Annotated in this window: 23 protein-coding genes; 13 read left to right on the forward strand and 10 right to left on the reverse strand. The window is 73.2% G+C overall.

The genetic code is table 11. The features are described from left to right. Positions 1-8: 8 nt before the first annotated feature. The 3 genes from mmuM to H297_RS0115125 are packed head-to-tail and all read right to left on the reverse strand — an operon-like array spanning position 9 to position 2,530. Positions 9-947 (reverse strand): homocysteine S-methyltransferase, encoded by a 939-nt coding sequence (gene mmuM, locus H297_RS0115115; RefSeq protein WP_051351862.1) that lies wholly within the window; start codon positions 945-947, stop codon positions 9-11. Continuing rightward, complete coding sequence (locus H297_RS0115120; protein ID WP_027737733.1) at positions 944-1,867, reverse strand: LLM class F420-dependent oxidoreductase; 924 nt, start codon at positions 1,865-1,867, stop codon at positions 944-946. Before H297_RS0115120 ends, mmuM begins: the two co-directional genes overlap by 4 nt. A 42-nt stretch (positions 1,868-1,909) precedes the next feature. Then, the gene (locus H297_RS0115125) at positions 1,910-2,530 is read right to left on the reverse strand and encodes a TetR/AcrR family transcriptional regulator (RefSeq protein ID WP_027737734.1); all 621 of its coding nucleotides are present in this window, start codon (positions 2,528-2,530) and stop codon (positions 1,910-1,912) included. A gap of 74 nt (positions 2,531-2,604) precedes the next feature. On the opposite strand from H297_RS0115125, the gene H297_RS0115130 reads away from it, so the two are divergent. From H297_RS0115130 to H297_RS0115145, 3 genes are all read left to right on the forward strand, one after another. Further along, positions 2,605-3,045, forward strand: a complete 441-nt coding sequence (locus H297_RS0115130) for a hypothetical protein (protein ID WP_027737735.1) — start codon at positions 2,605-2,607, stop codon at positions 3,043-3,045. A 537-nt stretch (positions 3,046-3,582) separates the two neighbouring features. Beyond that, positions 3,583-4,713: a hypothetical protein gene (locus tag H297_RS0115140; RefSeq protein WP_199787199.1), complete on the forward strand. Its 1,131-nt coding sequence runs from the start codon at positions 3,583-3,585 to the stop codon at positions 4,711-4,713. 394 nt (positions 4,714-5,107) lie between these two features. Then, a complete protein-coding gene (locus H297_RS0115145; RefSeq protein ID WP_027737737.1) occupies positions 5,108-7,600 on the forward strand; it encodes an ATP-dependent Clp protease ATP-binding subunit in 2,493 nt (830 codons plus the stop codon). A 98-nt stretch (positions 7,601-7,698) separates the two neighbouring features. Here the strand turns inward: H297_RS0115145 and H297_RS0115150 are convergent, their stop codons facing one another. From H297_RS0115150 to H297_RS36535, 3 genes are all read right to left on the reverse strand, one after another. Further along, entirely contained in the window at positions 7,699-8,157 is a 459-nt protein-coding gene (locus tag H297_RS0115150; protein ID WP_027737738.1) for a DUF6099 family protein, read from the reverse strand. Between the two features lie 104 nt (positions 8,158-8,261). Continuing rightward, the gene (locus H297_RS0115155; protein WP_486589532.1) at positions 8,262-8,633 is read right to left on the reverse strand and encodes a nucleotide pyrophosphohydrolase; all 372 of its coding nucleotides are present in this window, start codon (positions 8,631-8,633) and stop codon (positions 8,262-8,264) included. A gap of 62 nt (positions 8,634-8,695) precedes the next feature. Continuing rightward, the gene (locus H297_RS36535) at positions 8,696-9,928 is read right to left on the reverse strand and encodes an AAA family ATPase (protein WP_486589529.1); all 1,233 of its coding nucleotides are present in this window, start codon (positions 9,926-9,928) and stop codon (positions 8,696-8,698) included. 227 nt (positions 9,929-10,155) lie between these two features. Here H297_RS36535 and H297_RS0115165 point away from each other — a divergent pair, with 227 nt between their 5' ends. The 3 genes from H297_RS0115165 to H297_RS0115175 all read left to right on the forward strand — a co-directional run bounded on the left by H297_RS0115165 (position 10,156) and on the right by H297_RS0115175 (position 13,645). Further along, positions 10,156-10,983, forward strand: a complete 828-nt coding sequence (locus H297_RS0115165; RefSeq protein WP_027737740.1) for an enoyl-CoA hydratase family protein — start codon at positions 10,156-10,158, stop codon at positions 10,981-10,983. Beyond that, entirely contained in the window at positions 10,980-13,289 is a 2,310-nt protein-coding gene (locus H297_RS0115170; RefSeq protein WP_027737741.1) for a bifunctional salicylyl-CoA 5-hydroxylase/oxidoreductase, read from the forward strand. The genes H297_RS0115165 and H297_RS0115170 overlap by 4 nt, the downstream gene beginning before the upstream one ends. 68 nt (positions 13,290-13,357) lie before the next feature. Further along, on the forward strand, positions 13,358-13,645 hold the full coding sequence (locus H297_RS0115175) for a DUF3099 domain-containing protein (RefSeq protein ID WP_027737742.1): 288 nt from the start codon (positions 13,358-13,360) through the stop codon (positions 13,643-13,645). 22 nt (positions 13,646-13,667) lie between these two features. On the opposite strand, the gene H297_RS0115180 is transcribed toward H297_RS0115175, so the two are convergent. Continuing rightward, complete coding sequence (locus H297_RS0115180; protein WP_037794330.1) at positions 13,668-14,468, reverse strand: PaaX family transcriptional regulator C-terminal domain-containing protein; 801 nt, start codon at positions 14,466-14,468, stop codon at positions 13,668-13,670. Between the two features lie 105 nt (positions 14,469-14,573). Next, entirely contained in the window at positions 14,574-16,388 is a 1,815-nt protein-coding gene (locus H297_RS36540; RefSeq protein WP_078514104.1) for an AMP-binding protein, read from the reverse strand. Between the two features lie 297 nt (positions 16,389-16,685). On the opposite strand from H297_RS36540, the gene H297_RS36545 reads away from it, so the two are divergent. The 5 genes from H297_RS36545 (at position 16,686) to H297_RS0115210 (ending at position 22,242) form a co-directional block, all read left to right on the forward strand. Next, positions 16,686-17,981, forward strand: coding sequence for an acyl-CoA dehydrogenase family protein (locus H297_RS36545; protein WP_078514106.1), 1,296 nt, complete (start codon positions 16,686-16,688; stop codon positions 17,979-17,981). 161 nt (positions 17,982-18,142) lie between these two features. Further along, the gene (locus tag H297_RS0115195) at positions 18,143-18,541 is read left to right on the forward strand and encodes a RidA family protein (RefSeq protein WP_027737744.1); all 399 of its coding nucleotides are present in this window, start codon (positions 18,143-18,145) and stop codon (positions 18,539-18,541) included. 213 nt (positions 18,542-18,754) lie between these two features. Continuing rightward, positions 18,755-19,885, forward strand: a complete 1,131-nt coding sequence (locus H297_RS0115200) for an NAD(P)/FAD-dependent oxidoreductase (RefSeq protein WP_027737745.1) — start codon at positions 18,755-18,757, stop codon at positions 19,883-19,885. Positions 19,886-20,220: 335 nt separating this feature from the next. Beyond that, positions 20,221-21,141, forward strand: a complete 921-nt coding sequence (locus H297_RS0115205) for a sugar phosphate isomerase/epimerase family protein (protein WP_027737746.1) — start codon at positions 20,221-20,223, stop codon at positions 21,139-21,141. A 54-nt stretch (positions 21,142-21,195) separates the two neighbouring features. Next, positions 21,196-22,242 carry a Gfo/Idh/MocA family protein gene (locus H297_RS0115210; protein WP_027737747.1) on the forward strand — a complete coding sequence of 349 codons (1,047 nt, stop codon included), beginning with the start codon at positions 21,196-21,198 and terminating at the stop codon, positions 22,240-22,242. On the opposite strand, the gene H297_RS41685 is transcribed toward H297_RS0115210, so the two are convergent. Then, the gene (locus tag H297_RS41685) at positions 22,125-23,225 is read right to left on the reverse strand and encodes an MBL fold metallo-hydrolase (protein WP_078514110.1); all 1,101 of its coding nucleotides are present in this window, start codon (positions 23,223-23,225) and stop codon (positions 22,125-22,127) included. The genes H297_RS0115210 and H297_RS41685 overlap by 118 nt on opposite strands. Before the next feature lie 296 nt (positions 23,226-23,521). Between H297_RS41685 and H297_RS36550 the strand changes: the two genes are divergently transcribed. After that, complete coding sequence (locus H297_RS36550) at positions 23,522-24,157, forward strand: TetR/AcrR family transcriptional regulator (protein WP_078514112.1); 636 nt, start codon at positions 23,522-23,524, stop codon at positions 24,155-24,157. A gap of 36 nt (positions 24,158-24,193) precedes the next feature. Beyond that, on the forward strand, positions 24,194-25,009 hold the full coding sequence (locus H297_RS0115235) for an SAM-dependent methyltransferase (protein ID WP_027737750.1): 816 nt from the start codon (positions 24,194-24,196) through the stop codon (positions 25,007-25,009). Between the two features lie 198 nt (positions 25,010-25,207). On the opposite strand, the gene H297_RS0115240 is transcribed toward H297_RS0115235, so the two are convergent. After that, positions 25,208-26,287, reverse strand: coding sequence for an NAD/NADP octopine/nopaline dehydrogenase family protein (locus tag H297_RS0115240; RefSeq protein ID WP_027737751.1), 1,080 nt, complete (start codon positions 26,285-26,287; stop codon positions 25,208-25,210). Between the last annotated feature and the right edge of the window lie 104 nt (positions 26,288-26,391).

Here is a 26,391-nt window from a genome sequence, read left to right on the forward strand (position 1 = left end):
CGCGAGGATCAGCCGCGGCCGGTCAGCACCCGCCCCAGCTCCGCGACCTGCCGCGGCCCCACCCGGCAGCAGCCGCCTACCAGCCGTGCCCCGCGCGCCACCCACCCGGCGGCCAGGGACGGCGCGAAGGTCGCCGCCCCCGTCCACGCGGACCGTCCGGCATCCCAGCCCTCGCCGCTGTTCGGGTACGCGACCAGCGGCAGCCCCGGACAGGCGCGGGCCGCCACCTCCAGTGCGGGGCCCACCTCGCCTGCCGCACAGCAGTTGACGCCCACCGCGAGGACCTGGGGGTTCCCCGCGGCCACGGCGAACGCCTCCGCCAGCGGCCGGCCCGCCCGGGTGCGGCCGTCCGCCACCGTGTAGCTCAGCCACACCGGCACCCCGCAGCCCTCGGCGGCCCGCAGCAGCGCCGCCGCCTCGTCCGCATCGGGCACGGTCTCCAGCGCGAGCACGTCCGGCGCGGCGGCCGCCACCGCCTCGATCCGGGGCCGGTGAAAGGCGGCCAGTTGAGCGACGCTGCGCCCGTACCGTCCCCGGTACTCGCTCCCGTCGGCGAGCACCGCACCGTAGGGACCCACCGATCCGGCGACCCACACGGGGTCGCCGGTGGTGTGCTCCGCCGCCGTACGGGCCAGCTCAACGCTGCGTCCGAAGAGCGCCCGCGTTTCCTCCTCGGCGAGCCCGCGGCGGGCGAAGCCCTCGAACGAGGCCTGGTAGCTGCCGGTGATCAGCACCCGCGCCCCCGCCCGCACGTACGCCGCGTGCGCGGCCTCGATCTCCTCCGGCGCCTCGGCCAGCAGCCGGGCCGACCACAGGTCGTCGGCCAGATCGTGGCCCTGGGCCTCCAACTGGTCGGAGAGCCCGCCGTCGAGCAGCAGCGGACCGGCACGCAGGGCGTCGGCGAGCTGAGGAGGGCGGGCTGCACGGGCCGAGCGGGCGTGGGTCATGCCAGCTCGGCCTGCACCTTTTCGGCGATGAGGGCCAGGTGGTCCAGGTCGCTCAGGTCGAGGATCTGGAGGTAGATGCGGCTGCTGCCCAGCTCGGCGAAGCGGCCGATCCTGTCGACGACCTCCTCGGGCGAGCCCGCCAGCCCGTTCTCCTTCAGCTCGTCCACCTCGCGGCCGATGGCGGCGGCCCGGCGGGCGACCTCGGCGTCGTCCTTGCCGACGCAGGCCACCAGCGCGTTGGAGTACACCAGCTCGTCCGCGTTCCGGCCGCGCTCGGCCGCCGCCGCCCGCACCCGCTCGAACTGGCGCTCGGTGTCGGCAAGCGAGCCGAACGGCACGTTGAACTCGTCCGCGTACCGCGCCGCCAGCCGCGGGGTGCGCTTGGCGCCGAAACCGCCGATGAGCACCGGGATGTGCTCCTGGTGCGGCTTGGGCAGCGCCGGGGAGTCCTTGAGCTGGTAGTAGGTGCCCTCGTAGTCGAACTTCTGGCCGGTCGGCGTCTCCCACAGCCCGGTGATGATCGCCAGCTGCTCCTCCAGCCGCCCGAACTTCTCCTTCGGGAACGGGATGCCGTACGCGGTGTGCTCGTCCTCGTACCAGCCGGAACCCAGCCCGAACTCCACCCGGCCGCCCGACATGGCGTCCACCTGCGCGACCTGGATCGCCAGCGGGCCCGGCAGCCGGAACGTGCCCGCCGTCATGAGCGTGCCCAGCTTGATGCGCTCCGTCTCCCGGGCCAGCCCCGCCAGGGTGATCCAGGCGTCGGTCGGTCCGGGCAGCCCGGGGGAGTCCCCCATCGCCAGGTAGTGGTCGGAGCGGTAGAACGCGTCGAAGCCGAGGTCCTCGGTCGCCTTGGCGACCTTCAGCAGCGTGTCGTAGTCGGCCCCCTGCTGGGGCTCGGTGAAGATTCGCAGTCGCATCCCCCCATCTTGCCTGGTGGCCACGGTGACGCGCGGGTCGCCTCATGGCCGTGGAGAACTTTCCCCTTTTCCGTGAGGGCCCGCCCCGAGCAGCCGGAGCACGCTGGTCCGCAGCGAGACCCGCGCTCCCCGTGGCGAGAGCCGCCCGGCAGCCGCCTCGCCGCTCGCCGTGTGCGCCAGCGCGACGGTGGCGGCGACGAGCCACTCCGCGGAGGCGTGTGCGTCGAACTCTCCACTCGCCTGCCCGCGCCGCACGACGCGGCAAAGGACGGTCGTGACCCCCTCGTGGCGGTCTCGGTCCTCCTTCGCGCCCGTGGTGAGGTGGGTGACCTGCCGCACCAGGACCGGGTACCGGCCCGTCACCTCTTCGGCGGTGTCGAGCAGCCGCAGCAGGGCCTCCCGGGCCGGCCCCTCGTCCGGGGCGGCGGCCTCCATCGCGGCGACGGTCCGCTCGGTGAGGTGATCGACCACCTCGCTCAACAGCTCTTCGCGGGAGGGGAAGTGCGCGTAGACGGTCTGCCGTGACACCCCCGCGGCCTGGGCGATCGTTCCGACACCGGCGTCCGGCCGCTCGTTCAGCAGGCCGAGTGCCGCATCCAGGATCGCGGCCCGGCTGCGCCGGGCGTCGGCACGGTGGGGCGGCGGGGTGGACGGGGGAGTCATCTTTTACACCTTGTCAAAGTTGTCGACCGCCTCGTACCTTACAAGCTGTCAGGAACCGGGAAGGACGACGTTCCATGAGACCGTTCGACGCCGCAGATCCGCGCGGCTTTCTCGTCGACTTCTTCATGTCCTATCATCACGACCTCGTACACGGGGACGAGGACGCCGCGACCGTCATCGACCGCTACCACACCTTGGACGTCGTCCAGGTCGCCGACGGGCACACCATGGACCGTGCCAAACTCGTCGCGCACAGCCGCCCCGTGCGCAAGAACAAGCCCGAGCTGGCGATCGAGGTCCACGACGCGCTGGCGTGCGGCGAAGAGATCGCCGCCCGCTACACCCTCCATGTCCACGACCGCAGACGGGACCTCGCCATCGACGTCCACTTCTTCGGCCGGTTCACTCTCGAAGGGCGCCTGCGCAGCGCGGACATGCTGACGCGCACCGTGCGCCAGGCCCAAGTGGCGGAGGAGAACGCCCGGGACCGTGACGAGGCCGCCCGCTTCAGGTGAACCGGCCTCGGCGCGGGTGCCTCAGTGCAGGGACAGGAACGTGCGCTTGCCGGTCTCGGGGTCGGGGGCACCGAGATACCGCCGGCCCACCACACGGTCGTCCTTGCCGCCCGCTGTGCCCTCGCACACGGCCGCCGACGGTCCATGGTGCTGGTGACGGTGGAGACGTTGCCGGAGAACTTGAGGCCGTTGGACGGTGGGCCAGGCGGAAACCGAAGGTGACTGCCGCCAGGCACTCGCGCTCCCCGGTGCGCCGTCGCCCACCGCCCTGCGGGCGTGTGGCCACTTCCTCCGGCACCACCCGCCGGAACGGCTCCCATACCTGCCAGGGCGCCTTCCCTTGAGCGGGATTTGTCACGCTCAGCACAGTGACCCGCAGCCTTCCAGGAGACGATGTCCCAGAGGGCGGCGAGGAGCTCTGCCCCTGCTGCTTGCGCTTCCGTGGCGGGGCGGGCGTGTCACGCGGTCTCGTCATCACCCCGAGGGCATTCTGTGGATGCATGTGATCCCGGGCGAGCTGATGAGGAGGGTCTGGTCATGCGGGTGTTGTCTGAGGGCGTCCGGAGCGTGACTCTCCTGGCGGAACCGGACACGCCGACCGAGATCGCGCAGCGCATCGCCCAGGCACTGCCTGATCGGCTCACCGGCAAGGCGGGCCGGAGGCGACGGTTCGACGTCAGTGTGGTCAGTGAGCCGCTTACCTCAGGGACTGAGGACCCGCCCACCTTGATGCGCCGGCTTGCGGAGCGCAGAAGGGCGGAGGACTGGGACGTCGTCGTGGCTCTCACCGACCTTCCGCTGCACTCCCACGGGCGCAAGCTCGTCGTGGAGCTGAGCCACGAACACGGCTTGGCGCTGCTCTCTCTTCCTTCCCTGGGGGGCTTCCGGCTGCAAAGGAAGGCCCGGCGGGCCGTGGAAGCGGCGGTACTCGACTTGGCGGGTTCGCGGGCAACCGAGGCTGAGGGACCGCCGCAGGGTGAGCCGCTGGGGCCCTCCGTCGGCCGTCTGGCGCCGGTCCAGCCGGGGCCGGTCGGTGAGGAGGAGACCGCTGATCGTCGGTACGTCATCGGTGGGCCGCGTGGTTACCTGAGGGTGCTCGTCGGTATGGTCCGTGCCAACCGGCCGTGGCGGTTGGTGCCGGGTCTGTCGAAGGCCCTGGCGGCCGCCCTCGCCACGGGAGCGATCGCCACCGTGAACTCCACCGTCTGGAGTCTGGTCCAGGCCCTGAGTGTGCCGCGTCTCGTGATCGCCATGGTCGGGTCTCTCGCGCTGATGATCGGCTGGCTGATCGTCGATGGGAAGCTGTGGCGTCGATCAACAGAGGTCACGTGGGAGGCGAGGCAGAGGACGAGGCTCTACAACGCCTCGACGGTCCTGACCGTGGGCATCGGGGTGCTGGTCTGCTACGGGGGCCTGGTCGTCATCAATCTGGTGTGGGCGCTGTTCATCATCAACGACCGGGTGTTCGCTTCCCTGACACGTACTCCTCTGCACGCGGTGGAATACGTGACGTTGTCCTGGCTGGTCGCTTCGGTCGCCACCGTGGGCGGCGCACTGGGGTCAAGTCTGGAGAGCGAGGAGGCCATCCGGGCAGCCGCCTACTCAAAGCGCGAACAGGAACGCCGCCGGATGCTCCAGGACGACCACGGGCCGGAGACCGGCGAGTAGCGCTTCGTCTCCTCGGGCCACCTTGCCTGGGGGCGTGTCTGAAGGTGTCCGGGAGCAGCGGGAGGCAGGGCGGGCGCCCTGGTGCCACGTCGTGGCACTGAGCGTGGGGGTCGGCGACATGGGGCACTCGCCCCGGGTGGGGCGAGGGGGTGTGTACGGGGAGCGCCGCGGATCCGGCCTCAGGGTGACCGGCGTCGGGGAGCGTTCACTCGTGTGTACGAGCGGGAGGGTGGCCGACGTGCGGCTGCACCGGTCGGCTCGCAGAGTGGGGGGAGGCCCGCGCGTCGGCGGTCCCTGACACCGCCGGGCAGTGTGTGTTCCCGTTTGCGTGGCCTTCCTAGCCGTACGGACGCGGGTCGGTCTGCCAGGGCAGGCCGTGCGCCCGCCGGATCGGATGATCTCTGTGACGACTTCGCCCTTCGGTTCCGGTGACCCGTTCTCGGACCTGTTCAATCGCTTCTTCGGCACGAGCCCGGCGGCGTCGCCGCCGGCGGTCCAGCGGGTGCCTATCGGACGCCTGCTCAGTGACGCCTCGCAGGAGCTTTTGGCGGCGGCCGGGGGGCGGGCTGCTCAGGACGGTGCCGATCTCGACGTCGCGCACCTGCTGTGGGCGGCCACTCAGGTGGGTCCTGGTCGGCATCTGCTGGAGCAGGCGGGCGCCGACCCCGACGCGCTGGCGACCCAGGTGGAGCAGTCCCTGCCCGCAGGCGGCGGCGTCGAGGAGCCGCGGCTGACTCCGGCGGCGAAGCGGGCCCTGCTCCGAGCCCACGCCGCATCGCAGGAGGCCGGTGCCTCCTACATCGGGCCGGAGCACATCCTGGCCGCGGTCGTGGAGGACCCCTCGTCCGGCGCGGCCGGGGCGCTGGGTGCAGAGGAGGCTGGTGTCCGCGAGGGGCTGGGCGGGGCCGGTGGCGGTTCGGCGGGGGGCGGATCCAGTGCCACGGCCACGCTGGACGAGTACGGCCGCGACCTCACCGAGGAGGCCCGCGCGGGGCGGTTGGACCCGGTGGTGGGGCGGGCCGAGGAGATCGAGCAGACGGTGGAGATCCTCTCGAGGCGCGCGAAGAACAATCCGGTGCTGCTGGGGGATCCGGGGGTCGGCAAGACCGCCATCGTGGAGGGCCTCGCGCAGCGGGTGGTCTCCGGCGATGTGCCCAAGACCCTGCGGGACAAGCGGGTGGTCACTCTGGACCTGTCGGGCCTGGTGGCCGGTTCGAAGTACCGCGGTGAGTTCGAGGAGCGCTTGAAGAAGGTCATCGACGAGGTGACCGAAGCGCAGAAGAGCATCATCCTGTTCATCGACGAGTTGCACACGGTCGTGGGCGCCGGCGGCGGGGGCGAGGGGTCCATGGATGCGGGAAACATCTTCAAACCCGCCCTGGCCCGCGGCGATCTCAGCGTGGTAGGCGCCACCACGTTGGAGGAGTATCGCAAGAACATCGAGAAGGACGCCGCGCTCGAACGTCGCTTCCAGCCGGTGATCGTGCCGGAACCCACGGTCGAGGAGACCGTGGAGATCCTTCAGGGTCTGCGCGACTCCTACGAGGCCCACCACGGCGTGCACTTCACCGACGCGGCGCTGGAGAGCGCGGCGGTCCTCTCCGATCGCTACGTCACCGATCGGTTCCTGCCTGACAAGGCCATCGACCTGCTGGACCAGGCAGGGGCCCGGGTGGCGCTGCGCGGCGGCGAGGACAGCCCCGAGGCGGACGAGGCCCAAGAGGAGCTGACCCGGCTGAACCGGGAGAAGGACGAGGCCGTCCACAACGAGGACTACGACCGGGCCGCGGGGCTCAAGAGGCAGATCGAGGAAACGCAGGGCAGGCTCTCGGACCTCGACGGCGAACGGGCGCCGGCGGCCGACGTCACCGAGCAGGACATTGCCGAAGTCGTCTCCCGGCGCACCGGCATCCCCCTCGCCCAGTTGACGGCCACCGAGCGTGAACGTCTGATCCGGCTGGAGGAGACCCTCCACGAGCGGGTGGTCGGCCAGGACGAGGCGGTCACCGCTGTAGCGCAGGCCGTGCGGCGGGGCCGCGCCGGGATGGGCGACCCCGACCGACCCACCGGCAGCTTCCTCTTCCTCGGGCCCACAGGTGTCGGCAAGACCGAGCTGGCCAAGGCCATCGCCGAGATCCTTTTCGGTCAGGAAGACCGGTTGATCCGCTTCGACATGAGTGAGTTCCAGGAGCGCCACACCGTCTCGCGCCTCGTCGGCTCGCCCCCCGGATACGTGGGCTACGACGAGGCCGGGCAGCTCACCGAGGCGGTCCGCCGCAAGCCGTACAGTGTGTTGCTCTTCGACGAGGTGGAGAAGGCTCACTCGGACGTCTTCCACCTGTTGCTGCAGGTCCTCGACGACGGACGGCTGACCGACGCGCAGGGCCGTACGGTCGACTTCCGCCACACGGTCGTCATCATGACCAGCAATCTGGCCTCACAACTCATCCTGAACCACCAGGGCGCCGTGGACGAGATCCGCGAGGACCTGATGGCCGAGCTGCGCAGCCACTTCCGTCCGGAGTTCCTCAACCGCATCGACGAGGTGGTCGTCTTCCACGCTCTCGCCCGGGAGGACCTCGTACGCATCGTCGACCTGCTGCTGGAGCGCAGCCGCCGCAGGCTGCACTCCCAGCAGGTCGGTCTCCAGGTGACCGAGGGGGCAAAGGAGTGGCTCGCGGACCAGGGCTACCAACCGGAGTTCGGTGCCAGGCCGCTGCGCCGCACCCTCCAGACGGAACTCGACAACCGGCTGTCGAACATGCTGCTCGACGGCCAGGTGGGCCCCGGCGACACCGTCACCTGTGACGTCCGGGACGGCCGGCTGCAGTGCACGGTCACCTCCGGCGACAAGGGGGAGAGCGCCGAGCCGGCCACGACGGACTGAACACAGAGGTGTGTTCAGCGGCACCCACGAGCAGCCTCGCTCGGCAACGGCCAAGGTCCGACGGTATGGGGCGGACCAAACGCCCGGGAGACAACGGTCTAGGCGAGACTGCCGCGCTCCCGCATCGAGAGGGTGCGCAGGATCGCGGCGACGCGGTCGCCGGACTCGTCGGCCGCGTCGATGGCTTCCATGCACTGCCAGTACAGCGACTCGTCCTCGGCGGTGACGGCGACGCCCACCAGGGCGACCCCCGCCTCGCCCAGCAGAGCGCCCAGGTCGTCGAGCGTGCGCCGGGGATCGTCGATCGCCGACAGTTGGGCCGCGCGGACGCCTCCGGCACGTGGCACGGTGTGGTGTCTGGATCCGTTGGCCCGGGTGCCCACCTCGCTCAGGCCCAGCGCCTCCGACCGCACCGCCGGTGGCCCGCTGACCGCGAGGTGGCTGCCCACCGCCACGGCGAGGGCCTGGGCCTGCCAGGCCTCCGTCACGATCCCGGCGACGTCCGCGCTGAGCGCCAGCGCCTGCCGCGTGGCGGCGATGAGCCGTACAGCATCCATCTGCTTCCCCCTCACTGGTCGCTACCCAGCGTGACTGTCAATGGCCAGCTCCGCCAGGGGGTTTCGGGATTTTGTGGATAAAAAGGCTCGTGTGGATAATTCTGTCACTCCATAGAGTGACCGGTTCCGGGCTTCGGGAAACGCATTTCGTTCCGCTCGATCTTTGCGGCCAGCGCCGCGAGGGGATCGACCCCCACCACGTGGCAGAACTGGAGGAGGTACGCGAGCACATCGGCGACCTCGTCCTCGACCCGGCCCGCGGCCTCCGCGTCCCCCATCACCCGCGCCGACTGCTCCGGCGTCAACCACTGGAAGATCTCCACCAGTTCGGCCGCCTCCACGCTGAGGGCCGCCGCGAGGTTCTTCGGCGTGTGGTATTGCCCCCAGTCCCGCTCCGCCGCGAACCGGGCCAGCCGCTCCTGGAGCCCGGCCACGGTGCGCGGGGGCACCGAAGTGTCCTTGTCGCCCCCGTGCAGATCGCCCCCGTGCAGATCGTCCGCGTGCACGTCGTTCTCGTCGCCCACTTCGCCCTCGTCGCTCACGTCGTCGTTCTCGCTGACGCCCCCAGATCTACCAGGCTCACCCCGGCGCACTCCGCCGCCGCCCGCGCCAAGGGGCCGTCGGTCGCCCCCGTCGCCAGCAGCCGCACATGGCCCCGCTCGCTCATCCGGACGGCCAGCGAGAGCAGCCGCGCCGCCTGCGAGCCGTCCAGTGCGCGGTCCAGCCCGTCGGCCAGGACGGTCATCGCCTGCCTGGCCGCCGGTACCTCCTCCACCGTGTCCACGCGGAGCACGCCGGGACCCGTCAGCAGCACCAGCGCGAGCCCGGCGAAGCGCAGTTCGCCGTCGCCGAGCCACTCCAGCGGTGCCGGGGTGCCGAGGCGTTCCCGCTCCAGCACGGCCCGTACCAGCCGACCCTCCCCGCACCGCTCCGTCCGCAGCTGTACGACCTGCTCCGCGCAGCCCTCCCGTACGGCGGCCACCAGTGCCGCGTGCCGGGTGGCGCACTCGGTGCGCGTACGGTGCAGCACGTCGGCGAGGTTCGCGCAGTCGCCGCGCAGCCGGCCGTCCCGCAGCAAGACCGGCTCGCGCATCCGCGCCGGGACCGGGTCGCACGCGAAGGCCGACCGCAGGGCGACGACGACCTGTTCGGCAGCCACCAGCAGCGCCTGCTCGGCGCCCGTCGTACCCGCCATGCGCAGCGGCAGCAGAGGGAGGGCCAGCCGGTCGTCGGGGAAGGGGGTGCGCAGGGCCCGTGCCGGCCCGGTCGCCTGGCAGGTGACCTCCACGGTGCGCCGCTCCGGGTTCCGCAGGGCGGTCGACAGCAGCGTCGCGCCGTCCGCGGTGGCCAGCCGCTCGCCCACCACGCGCAGCTCCGGCTCCGCCTGTACGGCGACGTCGAAGCGCAGCGCCCCGGCCGGGCCCTCCACCGTGCACCCGATCCGGAAGCCCCGCCGCCCCTGCCGGTCGGGCTGCGCCTCCTGCGGTACGTACGGGGAGGGCTCGCCGTCCCGCTGCGGGAAGACTTCACCCAACGCGTCCCCGCCCGCCAGCCGGGACAGCGCCTCGTGCACCCGCAGCACGGTGGACTTGCCGCTCCCGCTGGGTCCCGTCACCACGGTGACGGGACCGGAGCCGACGGTACGCGCCCGTAGCCGCCGGAAGGCCGACAGATGCACGGCGGTGACGACCGGCGCCCGGGCGCCGTCACGCGCCGCCTCCGCGAGCGCTTCGGTGATGTCGGAGGGGCGTGTCACCGCGGGGGCTGTCATGGCCGCGAGCGTACGAAGACCACTCCTAGGCGAACCGTTCCCGCACCTGGTGCTTCGCCCGATCAAGTGAACCGTTTCGTGCGCACCTTCGCATGGCCCGCGCCGCACAGCACTCCCTTCTCTATCGCGTACTCGTGACGGCAGTCATCAACCGGTGATACTTTCGAGCGCATGGTGGCCCGGGGTGCCCACCGGGCCCGTTCGCCGACGGAGCGACGGAGGCCCGTATGAGCCCGTTCACCGGTTCCGCCCGACGCACCCCGCGCTGGCGGCACGTGGAGGTCGGCGAGGAGGACGGGGTCACCACCGTCACGCTCGCGCGGCCCGCGAAGCTGAACGCGCTGACGTTCGAGGCGTACGCCGACCTGCGCGACCTCCTCGCGGAGCTCACCCACCGGGACCGCACCCGGGCCCTCGTCCTGGCGGGGGAGGGGCGGGGCTTCTGCTCCGGCGGCGACGTGGAGGAGATCATCGGCGCCACCCTCGGCATGGACACCGCCCGGCTGCTGGACTTCAACCGGATGACCGGGCAGGTCGTGCGCGCCCTCAGGGAGGCGCCGTTCCCGGTGGTGGCCGCCGTGCACGGGGCCGCCGCCGGAGCAGGCGCGGTGCTCGCGCTGGCCGCCGACTTCCGGGTGGCCGACCCCACGGCGCGGTTCTCCTTCCTGTTCACCAAGGTCGGGCTCTCCGGCGGCGACATGGGCGCCGCCTACCTGCTGCCCCGCGTCGTCGGCCTCGGCCATGCCACCCGCATCCTGATGCTGGGCGAGCCGGTGCGGGCCCCCGAGGCCGAACGCATCGGCCTGATCAGCCAGCTGGTCGACGAGGGGGAGACCGCGCAGGCCGCCCGGCAGCTCGCGCGGCGCCTCGCCGACGGGCCCGCGCTCGCCCACGCACAGACCAAGGCGCTGCTCACCGCCGAACTCGACCTCCCGCTCTCCGGCGCCGTCGAACTGGATGCGGCCACTCAGGCGCTGCTCATGCACGGCGAGGACTACAAGGAGTTCCACGCGGCCTTCACCGACAAGCGGCCGCCGCTCTGGCGGGGCCGGTGACTCCGCAGGCCGGCCGCCGGACCGGCCCCCTGCGCATCGCCGTCGTCGGCGGCGGTCCCGGCGGCCTGTACGCGGCGATCCTGCTGAAGCGGCTCGACCCGGCCCGCGAGGTCACCGTCTTCGAACGGAACGCACCCCACGACACGTTCGGCTTCGGCGTGGTGCTCTCGGACGAGACGGTCGGCGGCATCGAGAGCGCCGACCCGGAGGTCTTCGCCACGCTGCGCGCACGTATGGTGCGCTGGGACGACGTGGAGATCGTCCACCGCGGACACACGCTCGGCTCGACGGGACACGGGTTCGCCGCCGTGAGCCGCCGCACGCTGCTGTCCGTCCTGCACGAGCGGTGCCGCGAGACGGGCGTGCGGCTGCGGTTCCGTACCCAGGCCCCGGCTGCGGCCTCGCTGGCGCGCACCCACGACCTGGTCGTCGCGGCCGACGGTGTGCACAGCGCCACCCGTGCCGCCCACGCCGACCTCTTCCGGCCCACCGTCACCACCCACCGCTGCCGCTACATCTGGCTGGCCACCGACTTCGCACTCGATGCGTTCCGCTTCGAGATCGCCGAGACGGAGCACGGCATCCTCCAACTCCACGCCTATCCCTACGCTGAGGACCGCTCCACCGCCGTCGTCGAGACCCGCGAGGAGGTGTGGCGGGCCGCCGGGCTGGACCGGCTGGACGAGGGCGCATCCGCCGAGGCCTGCGCCGCGCTCTTTCCCGAGACCCTGCGCGGACGCCCGCTGCACGGCAACAACTCGCAGTGGACGGCGTTCCGCACGGTCGTCAACGCACGCTGGTGGCACGAGAGCACCCCTGCTCCCGTCGTCCTGCTCGGTGACGCGGCGCACACCGCCCACTTCTCCATCGGGTCGGGCACCAAACTCGCCGTGGAGGACGCCCTCGCGCTCGCCGCCTGCCTGCGGGAACAGCCGGACCTGTCCGCCGCACTGGACGCCTACGAGGCCGAACGGCAACCGGTCGTCCGCTCCACCCAGCGGGCCGCGGAAGCGAGCCTGACCTGGTTCGAGGAGCTGGCCGACCACACCGGGCAGCGCCCCTACCGGTTCGCCTTCAACCTGCTCACCCGCAGCCGCCGGGTCACCCACGACAACCTGCGGCTGCGCGACCCCGCCTTCGTCGCGGCCACCGAACGGGAGGCGGGCGTACCCGAGGGCACCCCGCCCATGTTCACCCCCTTCCGGATGCGCGGGCTGACCCTCCGCAACCGCGTCGTCGTCTCGCCGATGGACATGTACAGCTCCCGGGACGGGGTGCCCGGCGACTTCCACCTCGTGCACCTGGGGGCGCGGGCGCTGGGCGGCGCGGGCCTGACCATGACGGAGATGGTGTGCGTCTCCGCGCGCGGACGCATCACACCCGGCTGTGCGGGGCTGTGGAACGACGAGCAGGAGGCGGCATGGCGCCGGGTGACCGCCTTCGTCCACGAGGGGTCACCGACCGCCGCCGTCGGGCTCCAGCTCGGACACGCGGGCCGCAAAGGGTCCACCAAACTCATGTGGGAGGGCATCGACGAGCCCTTGGACGAGGGCAACTGGCCGCTGGAGGCCCCCTCGCCGCTGCCCTACCGCCCCGGTGTCAGCCAGCTCCCGCAGGAGCTGACCCGTGCGCGGATGGCCGCGGTCCTGGAGCAGTTCGTCGCCTCGGCGCGGCGCGCGGCCCGTGCGGGGTTCGACCTGCTGGAGCTGCACTGCGCCCACGGCTACCTGCTCTCCACGTTCCTCTCCCCGCTGACCAACCGGCGTACCGACGCCTACGGGGGCTCCCTGGCCGCCCGGCTGCGCTACCCCCTGGAAGTGTTCGACGCGGTCCGTGCGGTCTGGCCCGCCGAGCGCCCCATGACGGTACGGATCTCCGCCACCGACTGGGCCGAGGGCGGCACCACGGGTGACGACGCGCTCCACATCGCCGCCGCCTTCGCCGAGCACGGTGCGGACGCCGTCGACGTGTCCACCGGCCAGGTCGTCGCCCACGGGCAGCCCCGCACCGGCCGCTCCTACCAGACCCCGTTCGCCGATCGCATCCGCAACGTGGTCGGCGTCCCGGTGATCGCCGTCGGCGCCGTCTCGTCCTGGGACGACGTCAACTCGCTCGTCCTGGCCGGGCGCGCCGACCTGTGCGCCCTCGCCCGCCCGCACCTGTACGACCCGCACTGGACGCTGCACGCGGCGGCCGAACAGGGGTACGACGGGCCGGGCGCCCCCTGGCCGCTGCCCTACCAGGCGGGCAGCCGCCGGCCCCCCACCGGCCGCACGGATGCCCCCAAGCAGCGCCTCACCCTCTAGCTGCCGCCCGCGCCCCCGGCGGCCCCGGCCCGCCTGACGGGTGGCCGGGGCCGCCGTACCGTGGAGACATGTACGCACGGAGGCGCCGACGCTATTTCGCGATGATGGCGGTCTGCCTGGTGCTGTTCGTCAGTGCCTGGGCCTTCGTGCGCCTGTGGTCGGTGCCGGCGGCCATCGGGATGTGCGTCGTCGCCATGGTCATCCCGCCCTTCGCCGCGATCGTCGGGAACCGCCGCGAGTCCGACGACCGCTGGTGGGACGAGCCGCCCCCGGACCAGGACCGGGAGCAGGACGGGGACCGGGGTCGGGGACCCGGCCGGGGCGGGAACGGGAACCGGCAGGACCGGGGCCGGTAGGCGGCCGGGGTCCGGGCCCGGATCAGCGTTCCACGGCCTGCGCGTACACGTCCCGCACGTGTGCCGTCCCCGCGTCCCGCAGCCTCTCGTGCAGCGCGAAGAAGACCCGGGCCGCGCGCTCGCCGGGCCACCGCTTCGGCAGCAGGCCGCCGGGCAGTCCCGGGTCCGCGTACGGAAGGTGACGCCACGCGTCCAGGGCCGGCAGATAGTCCCGGTACGCCTCCTGCGCCGGGGTGCTGCGCCGCCGCGACCACCGGCGCAGCACCGGTTCGTGGACGTCCAGGAAGGCACGGTGGCGCTCGGCGAGTCCGTCCAGGTCCCACCAGCGGGCCACCGAAGCGGCGGTCGGCGTGAACCCGGCGTGCTCGCCCCGGAACAGGTCGACGTACGGTGCCAGCCCGCGGCGGGTCAGCGCGTGCCGGGCCTCCTCCTCCAGGTGGGACGGTGCGATCCAGACACCCGGCGCCGCGTTGCCGAAGCCGAGCCGCGCCAGCGTCGACCGCAGTACGTGCCGCCGGTCGCGTTCGCTCTCGGGAACGGAGAAGAGCGCCAGCAGCCAGGTGCCGTCCGGCTCGGGGCGTGCGTAGACGCGGCCGTCGCCGTCGGCGAGGAGCTGCGCGGCGGCGGGGGAGGGCCGGTACCCGGCGGCCTTGCTGCCCGGCCGGTCGGCGGTCAGCAGACCGCGCCGCTTGAGGCGGGAGACGGCCGAGCGTACCGACGGGGCATCCACGCCCACCGCCTTGAGCAGCGGGATCAGCGCCGCGACGGGCACGGTCCCCGCTTCGTTGAGGGCGCGCCCGTAGGCGCCGTAGAAGGTGAGGATGAGGGAGCCCGGTGAGAGCCTGCCGGACTGCGGGCCGCGCGGGGTGTGCGGGGCGCTCGCAGCCCCGCCGAGCTGCTGGGACGCTTTCTGTGCCACGCCGTTACTCTAGATCCGCCGCTGCTCAGGGCCGTCCGCGGTCCTGCCCGGCCGGGGGGCCCGCGGCTGCTGTGGTTCCTGCGGCCCCCGGGGTGCGGGGACGCCTTCGGTGCCGGGGTGCGGCTCGCGCAGCCGGAAGCGCTGGAGCTTACCGGTGGGGGTGCGGGGCAGAGCGGCCGGGAAGACGAACTCACGCGGACACTTGTACGGGCTCAGCTCCGCCCGCGCGAACTCCCGCAGCCGTTCGGCCGTCGCCTCGTCGCCGGGCACGCCGGGACCCAGCACCACATGGGCGACCACCACGTGTCCCCGCCGGGCGTCGGGACGTCCCACCACGGCGGCCTCTCGCACGTCCGGGTGGCGCAGCAGCGTCTCCTCCACCTCCGGGCCCGCGATGTTGTACCCCGCCGAGACGATCATGTCGTCGGCGCGCGCCACGTAGCCGAAGTAGCCGTCGGCGTCGCGGACATACGTGTCGCCGGTGAGGTTCCAGCCCTCCCGCACGTACGCGCGCTGCCGCTCGTCCGCCAGGTAGCGGCAGCCGACCGGGCCGCGCACGGCCAGCAGCCCCGGGGTGCCGTCCGGTACCGGCGTCAGTCTCCCGTCGGCGTCCTCGGCGACGATCCGGGCCTGGTAGCCGGGGACCGGCAGGCCGGTGCGGCCGGGGCGGGCCGCCTCGTCCGCGGCGGAGAGGAAGATGTGCAGCATCTCCGTCGCGCCGATGCCATCGATGATCCGCAGCCCCGTCCGCTCGTGCCAGGAGCGCCAGGTGGCGGCGGGCAGATGCTCCCCGGCCGAGACGCAGCGGCGCAGCGACGAGAGGTCACCCGCGGAGCCCCCGTCCGGCTCGGCCAGCTGCGCCAGCATCGCCCGGTAGGCCGTCGGCGCGGTGAACAGCACCGAGATCCGGTGCCGTTCGATCACCTCCAGCATCCGCGCCGCACCGCCGAACGGCTCCAGCAGCGTGGCGGCGCCCACCCGCAGCGGGAACACCACCAGGCCGCCCAGCCCGAAGGTGAAGCCCAAGGGCGGCGTGCCCGCGAACACGTCGTCGGCGCGCGGACGCAGGACGCGGGCCGCGAAGGTGTCGGCCACGGCCAGCACGTCCCGGTGGAAGTGCACGCAGCCCTTGGGGGTCCCGGTGGTGCCGGAGGTGAAGGCGATGAGTGCCACGTCGTCCGCCGCCGTCGCCACCGCCGGGAACCGGTCCGGCTTGCCGGCGGCGATCCGGAGCACGTCGGAGGCGTCACCGGAACCGAACAGCCCCGTGTGCAGCCCCGGTACGCGGGCGTTGACCAGCTCCTGGGCGGCTTCGGCGGCGCACAGCGCGTGCGAGACGCGGGCGAGGCGGCAGACGGTGGCCAGCTCCCGTGCCCGCTGCGCCGCCAGCACGGTGACCGCGACGGCCCCTGCCTTCATCACCGCCAGCCAGCAGGCGGCCAGGTGCACGCTGGTCGGCCCGCGCAGCAGCACCCGGTTGCCGGGCGCCACGCCCATCTCGTCCGTGAGTACATGGGCCAACCGGTCCACGTGCGCGCGGAGTTCGCCGTACGTCCAGGTGCGCACCGGGGCCGTACCGCCGTCGGACGAGGGGACGCCGCCGCTGTGGACGGCCGGCCGGTCGGGGCCGTGCCGCTCCAGGGTGCGGTCCAGTAGCTCCACACCGCAGTTGAGGCGGGCGGGGTAGGCGAGCGCGGGGTCGTCCAGCAGCAGGTCGGGCCACTGGTCGAGTGGCGGCAGGTGGTCCCGTGCGAAGGTGTCGACGTGGGCGGTGCCGACACGGGCGGGGTCGGCGGGCGCTGACGGAGTCGGACGCGGACGCATACCGATCTACCCCCTCGCGGGCGGCTCGGGAGGCGGCGGCACCAGGTGGGCGCCGTCCGTTGCGTGGGCGGCGCCGAAGTCGGGGCACCGGCACCGGTGGTGGCGAGTGGCGTTGAGCGTAACGTGATGGTGACGACAGTCAATGGTCCGCGATAGACAAGAGGGTGCGCAGCCCGTGGGCGAGAGCCCGTTCACCGGGCCACCGACGCAGACACCGCACCGACCAAGTGGCGGACCGATCAGGTACCGCCCCCGCAGACACCGCGCCGCGACACACCCGCACCGAGGGGAGCAGCCATGTCCGCCAGCGAGCCGCCTCCGCCGTCCACCTCGCCCCCCGCCGCCGCGGAGCAACCCGGCACGTCCCAACTGGGAGGGGAGCAGTTCGCCCTCACCCGGCAGCAGCGCGAGTGGTGCGCCCGGCTGCGTGCCCTCGGTGCGGAGCGGTTGCGCCCGCTCGCGGCGGCGGGGGAGCCGGGGCGCGTCAACCGGCCGCTGGTGCGCGAGCTGGGCGAACTGGGCCTGCTCGCCCGCGCGGTTCCCGGCGCGCAACCGGGCCGGCCGGCCGGTGCGCTCGAACTCTGCCTGCTCCGCGAGTCGCTGGCCCACTCCTGCGCCGAGGCGGAGACCGCGCTCGCCCTCCAGGGCCTGGGAGCGGGCCCGATCGCCGACGCCGGAAGCGAACGGCAGCGGGCGCGCTGGCTGCCCGAGGCCGCCGCCGGGCGGGCGGTGGCGGCCTTCGCCCTGAGCGAGCCGGGCGCCGGGAGCGACGCCGCCGCGCTCACCCTGCGCGCCGAACCGGACGGCAGCGTCCCGTCCGGCGACCGCCACGAGGCGCGGGGGTGGCGGCTGACGGGCACCAAGACGTGGATCTCCAACGCCCCGGAGGCCGACTTCTACACCGTCTTCGCCCGCACCGGCGAGGGCCCCGGCGCCCGCGGGGTGACCGCCTTCCTCGTCCCCGCCGACCGGCCGGGTCTGAGCGGCGAGCCCCTCGACATGCTCGCACCGCACGCGCTGGGCACCCTCGCCTTCGACGCCGTCCCCGTCACCCACCACGACCTTCTCGGGAAGCCGGGTGGGGGCTTCGGGGTGGCCATGCGGACCCTCAACCTGTTCCGGCCCAGCGTCGGCGCGTTCGCCGTCGGCATGGCACAGGCCGCGCTGGACGCCTCCCTCGACCACGCCGCACAGCGTTCCGCCTTCGGTGGCGTGCTGCGCGACCTCCAGTCCGTCTCCCACCAACTGGCGGAGATGGCCACGCGTACCGAGGCGGCACGGCTGCTGGTCTACGCTGCGGCCTGCGCGTACGACGCGAGCGGCGGCGCCGGGGACGAGGTGGCGCGGCGGGCGGCCATGGCCAAGCTCACGGCCACGGAGACCGCGCAGTACGTCGTCGACGCCGCCGTCCAGATCCACGGTGCGGCCGCCCTCCAGCGCGGTCACCTTCTCGAACACCTCTACCGTGAGGTCCGCGCGCCCCGCATCTACGAGGGGGCCACCGAGGTGCAGCGCTCCCTGGTGGCCAAGGAGCTCTACCGGACGCGTGGCCCGCACGCCCCCGAACGGCACACGAAGGAGCCGGACACATGACCGACTGCAGCGACAACCCCGGCTCCAGCACCGGAAGTTCCGGCCCCGGTGGACCCCGCATCGCGGAGCCGCCTACCGCGGAACCCCGCAGCGTGGAGCCGCCCGCCACGGAGCAGCCGCCCACAGCCGGGGACGAGCCGCGGAGAGCCGGGCCCCGTACCGTGGTGACCCGGGTCAACCCCGCGGAGCTCTCACCGCCGCGCGGCTTCTCCCACGCGGTGACGGCGCCCACCGGCACCCGGCTGGTCTTCCTCGCGGGGCAGACCGCGTTGGACGGCGAGGGACGGGTGGCGGCCAGCACGTTCCCGGAGCAGTTCCGGCTCGCCCTCGGCAACCTGCTGGCGGCCCTCGCGGCCTGCGGCGGTGGGCCCGGCGACCTCGCGCGGGTCACCGTCTACACCACCGACATACCCGCCTACCGCGACCACGCCGCCGAGTTCGGCCGCATCTGGCGGGAGTCGGCAGGGCGCGACTACCCCGCGATGGCCGTCATCGGGGCCGCACGGCTGTGGGACGAGGACGCCTGGATCGAGCTCGACGGCATCGCCGTACTGCCCTGACGGCGGCCGCACCGGAGCGCACGGCAACCGGTCGCGGGCCGTCCGCGAGGGCCGGGCGGAGAGCCCGCCGGGGCGTGCAGGCGCAGGTGGAGGCGTTGACGCTCGCTCGGACCTGGTGGTGAGGTGAGGTGATCAATCCGAGTGGGGTCCCAGGGCCCGCCACCCGGGCGGCCCGGCGACCGGCGCCCGGGTGCGGGCGAGCGAGGAGGCAGGGTGCGGATCGTCGTCGTCGGAGCAGGCATCGTCGGTGCGGCCGCCGCGTACGAACTGGCGCGCGCGGGCGCCGAGACGGTACTGGTCGACGCGGCGCACCAGGGGAGGGCCACCTCCGCGGGCGCCGGCATCGTCTGCCCCTGGACCGGCCGCGTGTCCGAGCCGCTCGCCGTCGCCGGGGCCGGACACTACCCCGGCCTGCTGGCGGCCCTCGCCCAGGACGGCCAGGGCGACGTCGGCTACCGGCGGGTCGGCGCCCTCGCCCTGCTGCCGCCGGGCCCCGACGAGGCCGCGCAGATCCGCACCAGGGTGGCCGCCCGCGCCGAAGCGGATCCGCACGCGGGCGAGGTGACCGCGGTGGACGCCGCCGAGGCCCGCCGCATGTTCCCCGCCCTCGCCGACGCCGACGTCCAGGGTGGGGCCGGTTGCGCGGGGGAGGCCCTGCACGTCTCCGGGGCCGCGCGGGTCGACGGGCGCCGGATGCGTGACGCACTGGTCGCGGCGGCCGAACGGCACGGGCTGCACACCCTCCGCGGCACGGCACACATCGAGACCGGCGGCGACGGCCGGGTGCGTGCCGTCCGCGTGGCGGACGAAAGCCTCGCGGCGGACGCCGTGGTGGCGGCGGCGGGCGCCTGGATGCCGGCACTGCTGGAGCCTGTCGGGGTGCGGGCCCGGATCGCCCCGCAGCGCGGCCAGATCGTCCACCTGCACCTGCCCGGGGCCGACACCGCCAACTGGCCGGTCGTCCTGCCGCGCAGCAGCCACTACCTGCTGACCTTCGACGGCGGGCGGGTCGTGATCGGCGCCACCCGGGAGGACGGCACCGGCTTCGACCACCGCGTCACGGCGGCGGGCCTGGCCGAGGTGCTGGAGCGCGCCCTGTCGGTGGCACCGGGACTCGCCCCGGCCACCCACCTGGAGACCCGTGTCGGTTTCCGCCCGTCCTCGCCCGACGGGCAACCGCTGCTGGGCACGGTCCCGTCGGCGCCCGGGCTGGTGGTGGCGGGCGGGCTCGGCTCCGGCGGGCTCACCTCGGGTCCGTTCGCGGGCGCCGTGGCCGCCCGCCTCGCGCTGGGGCAGGAACCGGGTATCGACGTGACACCCTTCGACCCGCTGCGGACGTTCTGACGCCACCTCGCGTTCTGCTGCCCGCATCCCGACGCTCCTTCCTCCCTGGCTGCCTGCTCCCGCCTCCCTCACCTCGCGCCCGCGGAACGCACCGCTGCCTCGCCCCCGCACCCTCGCCGGCCCGCTGACGCGCCACGCCGCGCCCGTGCCCCCCCCGGCTCTCGCACGCTCTTTCGGTAAAGTCCTTAAGTCCTTATGTCAGGACGAAGTCTTGACAGTGTTCACCGCAGCCCCGCACGCTGAGCGACGAGGACTTATCCGGTTCCCCGCGGACCACCCCGTCCCACTCAGTGCCGTCCCGGACGCCGTGCGCCGGGGGGAGGAGAGCCACACCCATGCCCGTACCGCCTCCGGCCGCCCCCGCTCTCGACCGGCTCCGCGTCGGATCGGCGCCCGACTCGTGGGGCGTGTGGTTCCCCGAGGACGAGCAACAGGTCCCCTGGCGGCGTTTCTTGGACGAGGTCGCCGAAGCCGGGTACGCGTGGATCGAACTCGGCCCCTACGGCTACCTGCCCACCGACCCGGCGGTGCTGCGCGAGGAGACCGCCCGGCGCGGTCTGAGCGTCTCCGCCGGCACCGTCTTCACCTCGCTGCACCACGGTCCGGCCGTCTGGGAGGGCACCTGGTCCCACGTGGCGCAGGTCGCCGCGCTCGCGCGCGCCATGGACGCCACCCACCTGGTGGTCATCCCCTCCTTCTGGCGTGACGACAAGACCGCCGAGGAGCTGGAGCCGCGCGAGCTGACCGCCGAACAGTGGCGGCACCAGGCCACGGGCATGGAACGGCTCGCCCGGCAGGTCCGCGACGAGTTCGGGCTCGGTATCGCTGTCCACCCGCACGCCGACACCCACATCGACACCGAGGAGAACGTCACCCGCTTCCTGGACTCCACCGACAGCGAGCTGGTGCAGCTGTGCCTGGACACCGGCCATTACGCCTACTGCGGCGGCGACAGCGTCAAGCTCATCGAGACGTACGGGGAGCGCATCGGGTACCTCCACCTCAAGCAGGTGGACCCGGAGATCCTGGCCGACGTGCGGGCCCAGGGCACGCCGTTCGGTCCCGCCGTGCGGCAGGGGGTGATGTGCGAACCGCCGCGGGGCGTGCCCGAGCTGCCGCCCGTGCTGGAGGCGGCACAGGGGCTCGGGGTGGACCTGTTCGCCATCGTCGAGCAGGACATGTACCCGTGCCCGCCCGACCAGCCCTTCCCCATCGCCGACCGCACCCGCCGCTTCCTGCGCTCCTGCGGGGCCTGACCGCCGGTCGACCGACCGACCCCGATCCGACCGACCCGACCCGAGGACTGTGAGATGAAGATCGGCCTGATCGGCGCGGGACGCATCGGCGCCTTCCACGCGGCGACGCTCCAGGCGCTTCCCGGCGTCGAACGCGTCACCGTGGCCGACGCGGACACCGACCGTGCCCAGGAGCTCGCCGCCACCCTGGGGGTGGCGAGCGCCCGCACCGTGGAGGAGCTGTACGCCGACGGCGTGGACGGTGTCGTGATCGCCGCGGCCACCGGCGCGCACGCGCGCCTCATCCACCAGGCCCTCGACCACGGCGTGCCGGTGTTCTGCGAGAAGCCCGTCGCCCCCGACGTGGCGGGCACCGTCGCCGTCGTCGAGCGCGCCGAAGCCGGCTCGGTACCCGTACAGATCGGCCTTCAGCGGCGGTTCGACGCCGGCTACCGGACCGCCCGCGCGGCACTGCGGGCCGGCGATCTGGGCCGGGTGCACACCCTGCGGGCCTGCACCAGCGACATGACGCCGCCGCCCGCCGCCTACCTCCCCACCTCCGGCGGCCTCTTCCGGGACTGCGGCATCCACGACTTCGACGCGCTGCGCTGGGTGACCGGTCGCGAGGTCGTCTCCGTCTACGCCCAGGGCACCGACCGGGGGGAGGAGTTCTTCGCCGCGGGCGACGACGTGGACACCTGCGCTGCACTGCTCCGCTTCGACGACGACACCCTCGCCACGGTCACCGCCACCCGCTACCACGGCGCCGGCTACGACGTGCGTCTGGAGGTGTGCGGATCGCGCGACTCCAGGATCGTCGGCCTGGACGACCGCTCCCCGCTGCCCAGCGCCGAGCCGCACCTGACGTGGGAACGCGAAACCCCCTACGCCACCTTCATGGAGCGCTTCCACGACGCGTACGTCACCGAGTTGACGACCTTCGTGGAGGTCGCCGCGGGCCGCGCGGCCAACCCGTGCCCGCCGGCCGAGGCGCTCGAAGCTCTCTACATCGCCGAGGCCTGCGACTCCTCCCGCCGCACGGGCGTCCCGGTGTCCGTCTCGGACGTGCGCGGCCGACCCTCGTCCGGCGCCCCCTCCGGCGGCACCGGCGTCAGCCGGTAGGCGCCCGCGCGGCCGCCCCCCACCGCATGGACCCGGCCGGCGGTGGGCGGCGGGAAGTGGGTGCCGAGGACGAGAGCCCCGTCGTCGGCCGCGGAGCCGAACAGCGCACGCCGGGTGGCCCGAGCCTGCTCGGGGTCGATGTCGACGCAACTGCCCAGTTCGGGGTGTGCGAGCTGCACGGGATGGTGGACGGCGTCCCCGGTGACGAGCGCCGCCCGCCCCCGGCTGCTCACCCGGACGGCGATGTGCCCGGGGGTGTGTCCCGGGGTGGGCAGCAGACGAAGGCCGGGGGCGAGTTCGACGCCTTCGGCGGGGACCTCGACGAGATCGAGCAGGCCCGCTTCCTCGACGGGCTGCACCGAGTCCCGGAACATCTGCTGCCGGGCCTCGTCCATGGCGTGACCGGCCCAGAACTCCCGCTCGGTGCGGGAGACGAGGTAGCGGGCGCGGGGAAAGGTGGGCACCCAGGTGCCGTCGCCGCGGGCGCGGGTGTTCCAGCCCACGTGGTCGGTGTGCAGGTGGGTGAGGACGACCAGGTCCACCGCATCGGGCGGGTACCCGGCGTCGGCGAGCCGTTGCAGGTAGTCGGTCCGCAGGCCGTGCCAGGCGGGGTTCGCCCGCCGCTTGCCGTTGCCGATGCCGGTGTCCACCACGACGCGTAGCCCCTCCACCGTCAGCGCGAAGCTGTGACTGTCCAGCCGCAGGGCACCGTCCGCTTCGGCGAAGTGCGGGCGCAGCCACTCGTGCCGGCCCACCACGTGGGCGGTCGCGTCCGGAAGCAGCCACGTCCCGGTGGCGGGCGGCAGGGCGACCTCGTCGATCCGGTGCACGACGAGGTCGCCCACGTGCCAGTGGGGGAGTGCGGTGGAGGCGGCGGGCTCCTTCGGGGTGGAGCCGGCGTGCTTCCCGGCGGAGGAGGTGCATGCGGCCCCGTCGCCCGCCGCCGTGGCGTGCGTGGGCCCGCCTGCCGCGGTGTCGCACATGAGAACCCCTTAAGGCGAAATTTTTGCGTTAGCTCACCGTAGGCCCCTGCGGTGAGCTAACGCAAAGGCATGGCGTTCAGCTGAAGGCTCTCGTGTCCACCGATGCCCTCACCCCACCGGAGGCGGCCCGTTGGCCGGGATGCAGCTTCTCGGCCGCCCCTTCGAGGAAGGGCTGCTCCTGCGGATCGGCCACGCCTGCGAGCAGCACGAACCCGCCCGCGCCCTCGCGCCCGCCGCCGCGTGAGGAGGGCCGCCGGGCCCCGCTCGAAGCCTCGGTTCTGCTTTAGGCTGGAGCCATGAGCCGCCGCCCCATGGTGCGGCCCGGAGGGCGCAGCGCCCGGGTCCAGGAAGCCGTCCACACCGCCGTCCGCGAACTCGTGGCGGAGCTCGGACGGGACGCGCTGACGGTCCCGCAGGTCGCCTCCCGCGCCGGGGTCACCCCCTCGACGGTCTACCGTCGCTGGGGCGACCTGCAAGAGCTGCTCTCGGACGTGGCGGTCGAGCGGCTCCGCCCCGATGCGCCCCCGCAGGACCGGGGCGCGCTGGCCGCCGACCTGACGGCCTGGGCGGAGGAGTTCCTCGACGAGATGTCCTCCCCGTCAGGACGCGCCTCCATCCGCGACGCCCTGCTCGGCGACCCGGGCGGCGGCAACGGCGGCCGGTGCTCCGCCTACGCCGCCGAGCAGATCGGCATCGTCCTCGCCCGCGCCGCCGGACGCGACGAGCCGGTACCCGACGTCGAGGCGGTCCTCGACCGCGTCGTCGCCCCGATGATGTACCGCATCCTCTTCCGCCCCGCCGGGCTCGAACCCGCCTACGCCCGCCGCCTGGTGGCCGGGCTCCTCGCCGCACAGGCGCAGGCCCCGCGCGCCCGCGCCCGGCGCAAGGCCGGGCCCGCGCCCGCGACTTCGCCTCCTACGGGCCGGGCGTAGGCTCCCGGACGAGTGGGACGACGAAGGGAGCGCGGAGTGAGTGAGCACATCAGCCCGTCGAGCGGCGTCGGCGGACAGGCGACCGCAGTGGCGCACAACGCCAGGGTGTGGAACTACTGGCTGGGCGGCAAGAACTACTACCCCGTCGACCAGGAGATCGGCGACCACGTGCGGGGCATGTTCCCCACCATCGTCGAAGCGGCCCGTGCCGACCGGGCGTTCCTCAGCCGCGCCGTCACCTACCTGACGGACACGGTGGGAATACGGCAGTTCCTCGACATCGGCACGGGGCTGCCCACCGTCGACAACACGCACGAGGTCGCCCAGCGGATCGCGCCGGAGTCACGGATCGTCTACGTCGACAACGATCCCACCGTCCTCGTGCATGCCCGCGCCCTGCTCACCGGCTCCCCCGAGGGCGCCACGGACTACATCGACGCGGACGCGCACGAGCCGGAGGCGATCCTGCAAGGCGCCGCCCGCACCCTGGACTTCGACCGTCCCATCGGCGTGATGATGCTCGGCATACTCAACTTCGTCCTCGACACGGACGCGGCGAAGGGGATCGTGCGACGGATCATGGACGCCGTGCCCTCCGGCAGCCACCTCGTCCTCACCCACCCCACCCTGGAGATCGGCGGCGAGGGCGGCGCCGAGATGATGCGGTTCTGGAACGAGAACGCGAAGCCTCCGATCACCGCCCGCGACAGCTCTCAGATCGCGGCCTTCTTCGAGGATCTGGAGCTGCTGGAGCCGGGCATCGTGCCCTGCTCGCAGTGGCGGGCCGGACAGCCGGCCGACACGAGCGAGCGGGCGGTCGCCGAGTTCGGCGTGGTGGGACGCAAGCCGTGACCCGGCGCGAGCCGTAGCCCTGGGCGCCCCTTCATGACCGGCATGCGTGCAGGACAGGAAGGGGCGCGGCACTGCAGGGTGCGACCTTGCGGGGGTACCGGAACGTCTCGATCTCCCCGGCGCGCGTCCCCGGACCGCACCGGTGCCGGGTGCACGGTGGCCGGTCCGAAGAGGCGGCGCTTCACGGCGTGCGGCGCGTCACACCGCGCCGTCGATGAACGCGGCACGGATGCCCTCGACGTCGGAGCCGTCCAGGCCCAGCGTCTTCGCCGTGCGGCCACCGGCCAGGAAGTCCTGTCCGCACAGCGGCCCGCTCAGGGCGACGAACGAGTCGGTCAGCGGCAGCCGGAGCCCGATCTGTGCGGCCAGCGAACTCCAGATGACCAGTCCGAAGGGGATGTCCTCGGTGAAGTACCGGTGCGTGACAGAGTCCGGCTCCGGGAAGCCCTGACGACCGTAGCCCTGGACGATGCGGTCGACGAAGCTGCCCTCGGTCACCCCGTAGGCGGTGTCGAGGAAGTCCCAGAAGCTGGCCGCCTTCACCCCGAGGGCGTCCGCCAGGGCGAGGCGTTCACGGTCGAGTGCGTCGACGACCTCGGCGATGCGCGGGGTCACCAGGCTGTGCAGCGGGTGGCAGTCGGCGTCCTCGACCGTCTTGAAGTTCAGGACGGCCGGCGGCACATGGTAGATCGGGTTGCAGTTGTCGAGCCCGACGGTCAGCGCGTCCTCGCCCGGCACGTACCGGTCGCCGAAGTACCCCCGCAGGATGTCGAGAGCCCGGGGAGTGTGCGCGCTGGGGACGCCGGCCAGGGGTACGGCGTGCTTGACCGCCCCGATGTAGACGTGCGCGGGGCGGCGCAGCCGGCACGTGTACAGGCTGGTGGGCGTCTCCGCGATGAGGCAGGGCTGCCGTTCCGCGAGCCTGAACTTGCGAGCGAGTTCCACGCCGCTGCCGAGCACGCCCGGCTGGAACAGGACGAGTTGGCCCGGCGCGAGCAAGGAGGCGAGCTGCTCGGACAGGTAGGCGTGGGCGAAGGCGGGCGCGGCGACGACCACCACCTCCGCGCCGTCGACGGCTCGCTCCAGGTCGGTCGTCAGCATCGCGGGTGTGCCGTGGCCCTCCACGTCCCCGGTGATACCGATGCCGCCGTTGGCCTCGATCGGCTCAAGATCGCGGCCCCACCTGTCGAAGATCCTGACGTCGTGTCCCAGGAGGGACATGTGGCCGGCGATTGCCTGGCCGACGTTGCCTGCGCCGATGACGGCGATGCTTCCCATAGTGCGTGACTCTTCCGTTGCGAAGTGGTGCGGGGTGGGTGCTCGGCGTCGCCGAGCTGCGGACCATGCGGAGGGCGAGGTCGTGACAGCCGTTGGAGGTCTCC

The sequence above is a fragment of the Streptomyces sp. CNT360 genome (assembly GCF_000424785.1).

What these genes read in the sequence shown, in the direction of transcription:
- mmuM (WP_051351862.1), bottom strand. Translation starts at nt 947, where the DNA reads ATGACCCACGCCCGCTCGGCCCGTGCAGCCCGCCCTCCTCAGCTCGCC.
- H297_RS0115120 (WP_027737733.1), bottom strand. Translation starts at nt 1,867, where the DNA reads ATGCGACTGCGAATCTTCACCGAGCCCCAGCAGGGGGCCGACTACGAC.
- H297_RS0115125 (WP_027737734.1), bottom strand. Translation starts at nt 2,530, where the DNA reads ATGACTCCCCCGTCCACCCCGCCGCCCCACCGTGCCGACGCCCGGCGC.
- H297_RS0115130 (WP_027737735.1), top strand. Translation starts at nt 2,605, where the DNA reads ATGAGACCGTTCGACGCCGCAGATCCGCGCGGCTTTCTCGTCGACTTC.
- H297_RS0115140 (WP_199787199.1), top strand. Translation starts at nt 3,583, where the DNA reads ATGCGGGTGTTGTCTGAGGGCGTCCGGAGCGTGACTCTCCTGGCGGAA.
- H297_RS0115145 (WP_027737737.1), top strand. Translation starts at nt 5,108, where the DNA reads ATGATCTCTGTGACGACTTCGCCCTTCGGTTCCGGTGACCCGTTCTCG.
- H297_RS0115150 (WP_027737738.1), bottom strand. Translation starts at nt 8,157, where the DNA reads ATGGATGCTGTACGGCTCATCGCCGCCACGCGGCAGGCGCTGGCGCTC.
- H297_RS36535 (WP_486589529.1), bottom strand. Translation starts at nt 9,928, where the DNA reads ATGACAGCCCCCGCGGTGACACGCCCCTCCGACATCACCGAAGCGCTC.
- H297_RS0115165 (WP_027737740.1), top strand. Translation starts at nt 10,156, where the DNA reads ATGAGCCCGTTCACCGGTTCCGCCCGACGCACCCCGCGCTGGCGGCAC.
- H297_RS0115175 (WP_027737742.1), top strand. Translation starts at nt 13,358, where the DNA reads ATGTACGCACGGAGGCGCCGACGCTATTTCGCGATGATGGCGGTCTGC.
- H297_RS36540 (WP_078514104.1), bottom strand. Translation starts at nt 16,388, where the DNA reads ATGCGTCCGCGTCCGACTCCGTCAGCGCCCGCCGACCCCGCCCGTGTC.
- H297_RS36545 (WP_078514106.1), top strand. Translation starts at nt 16,686, where the DNA reads ATGTCCGCCAGCGAGCCGCCTCCGCCGTCCACCTCGCCCCCCGCCGCC.
- H297_RS0115205 (WP_027737746.1), top strand. Translation starts at nt 20,221, where the DNA reads ATGCCCGTACCGCCTCCGGCCGCCCCCGCTCTCGACCGGCTCCGCGTC.
- H297_RS0115210 (WP_027737747.1), top strand. Translation starts at nt 21,196, where the DNA reads ATGAAGATCGGCCTGATCGGCGCGGGACGCATCGGCGCCTTCCACGCG.
- H297_RS41685 (WP_078514110.1), bottom strand. Translation starts at nt 23,225, where the DNA reads ATGTGCGACACCGCGGCAGGCGGGCCCACGCACGCCACGGCGGCGGGC.
- H297_RS36550 (WP_078514112.1), top strand. Translation starts at nt 23,522, where the DNA reads ATGAGCCGCCGCCCCATGGTGCGGCCCGGAGGGCGCAGCGCCCGGGTC.
- H297_RS0115240 (WP_027737751.1), bottom strand. Translation starts at nt 26,287, where the DNA reads ATGGGAAGCATCGCCGTCATCGGCGCAGGCAACGTCGGCCAGGCAATC.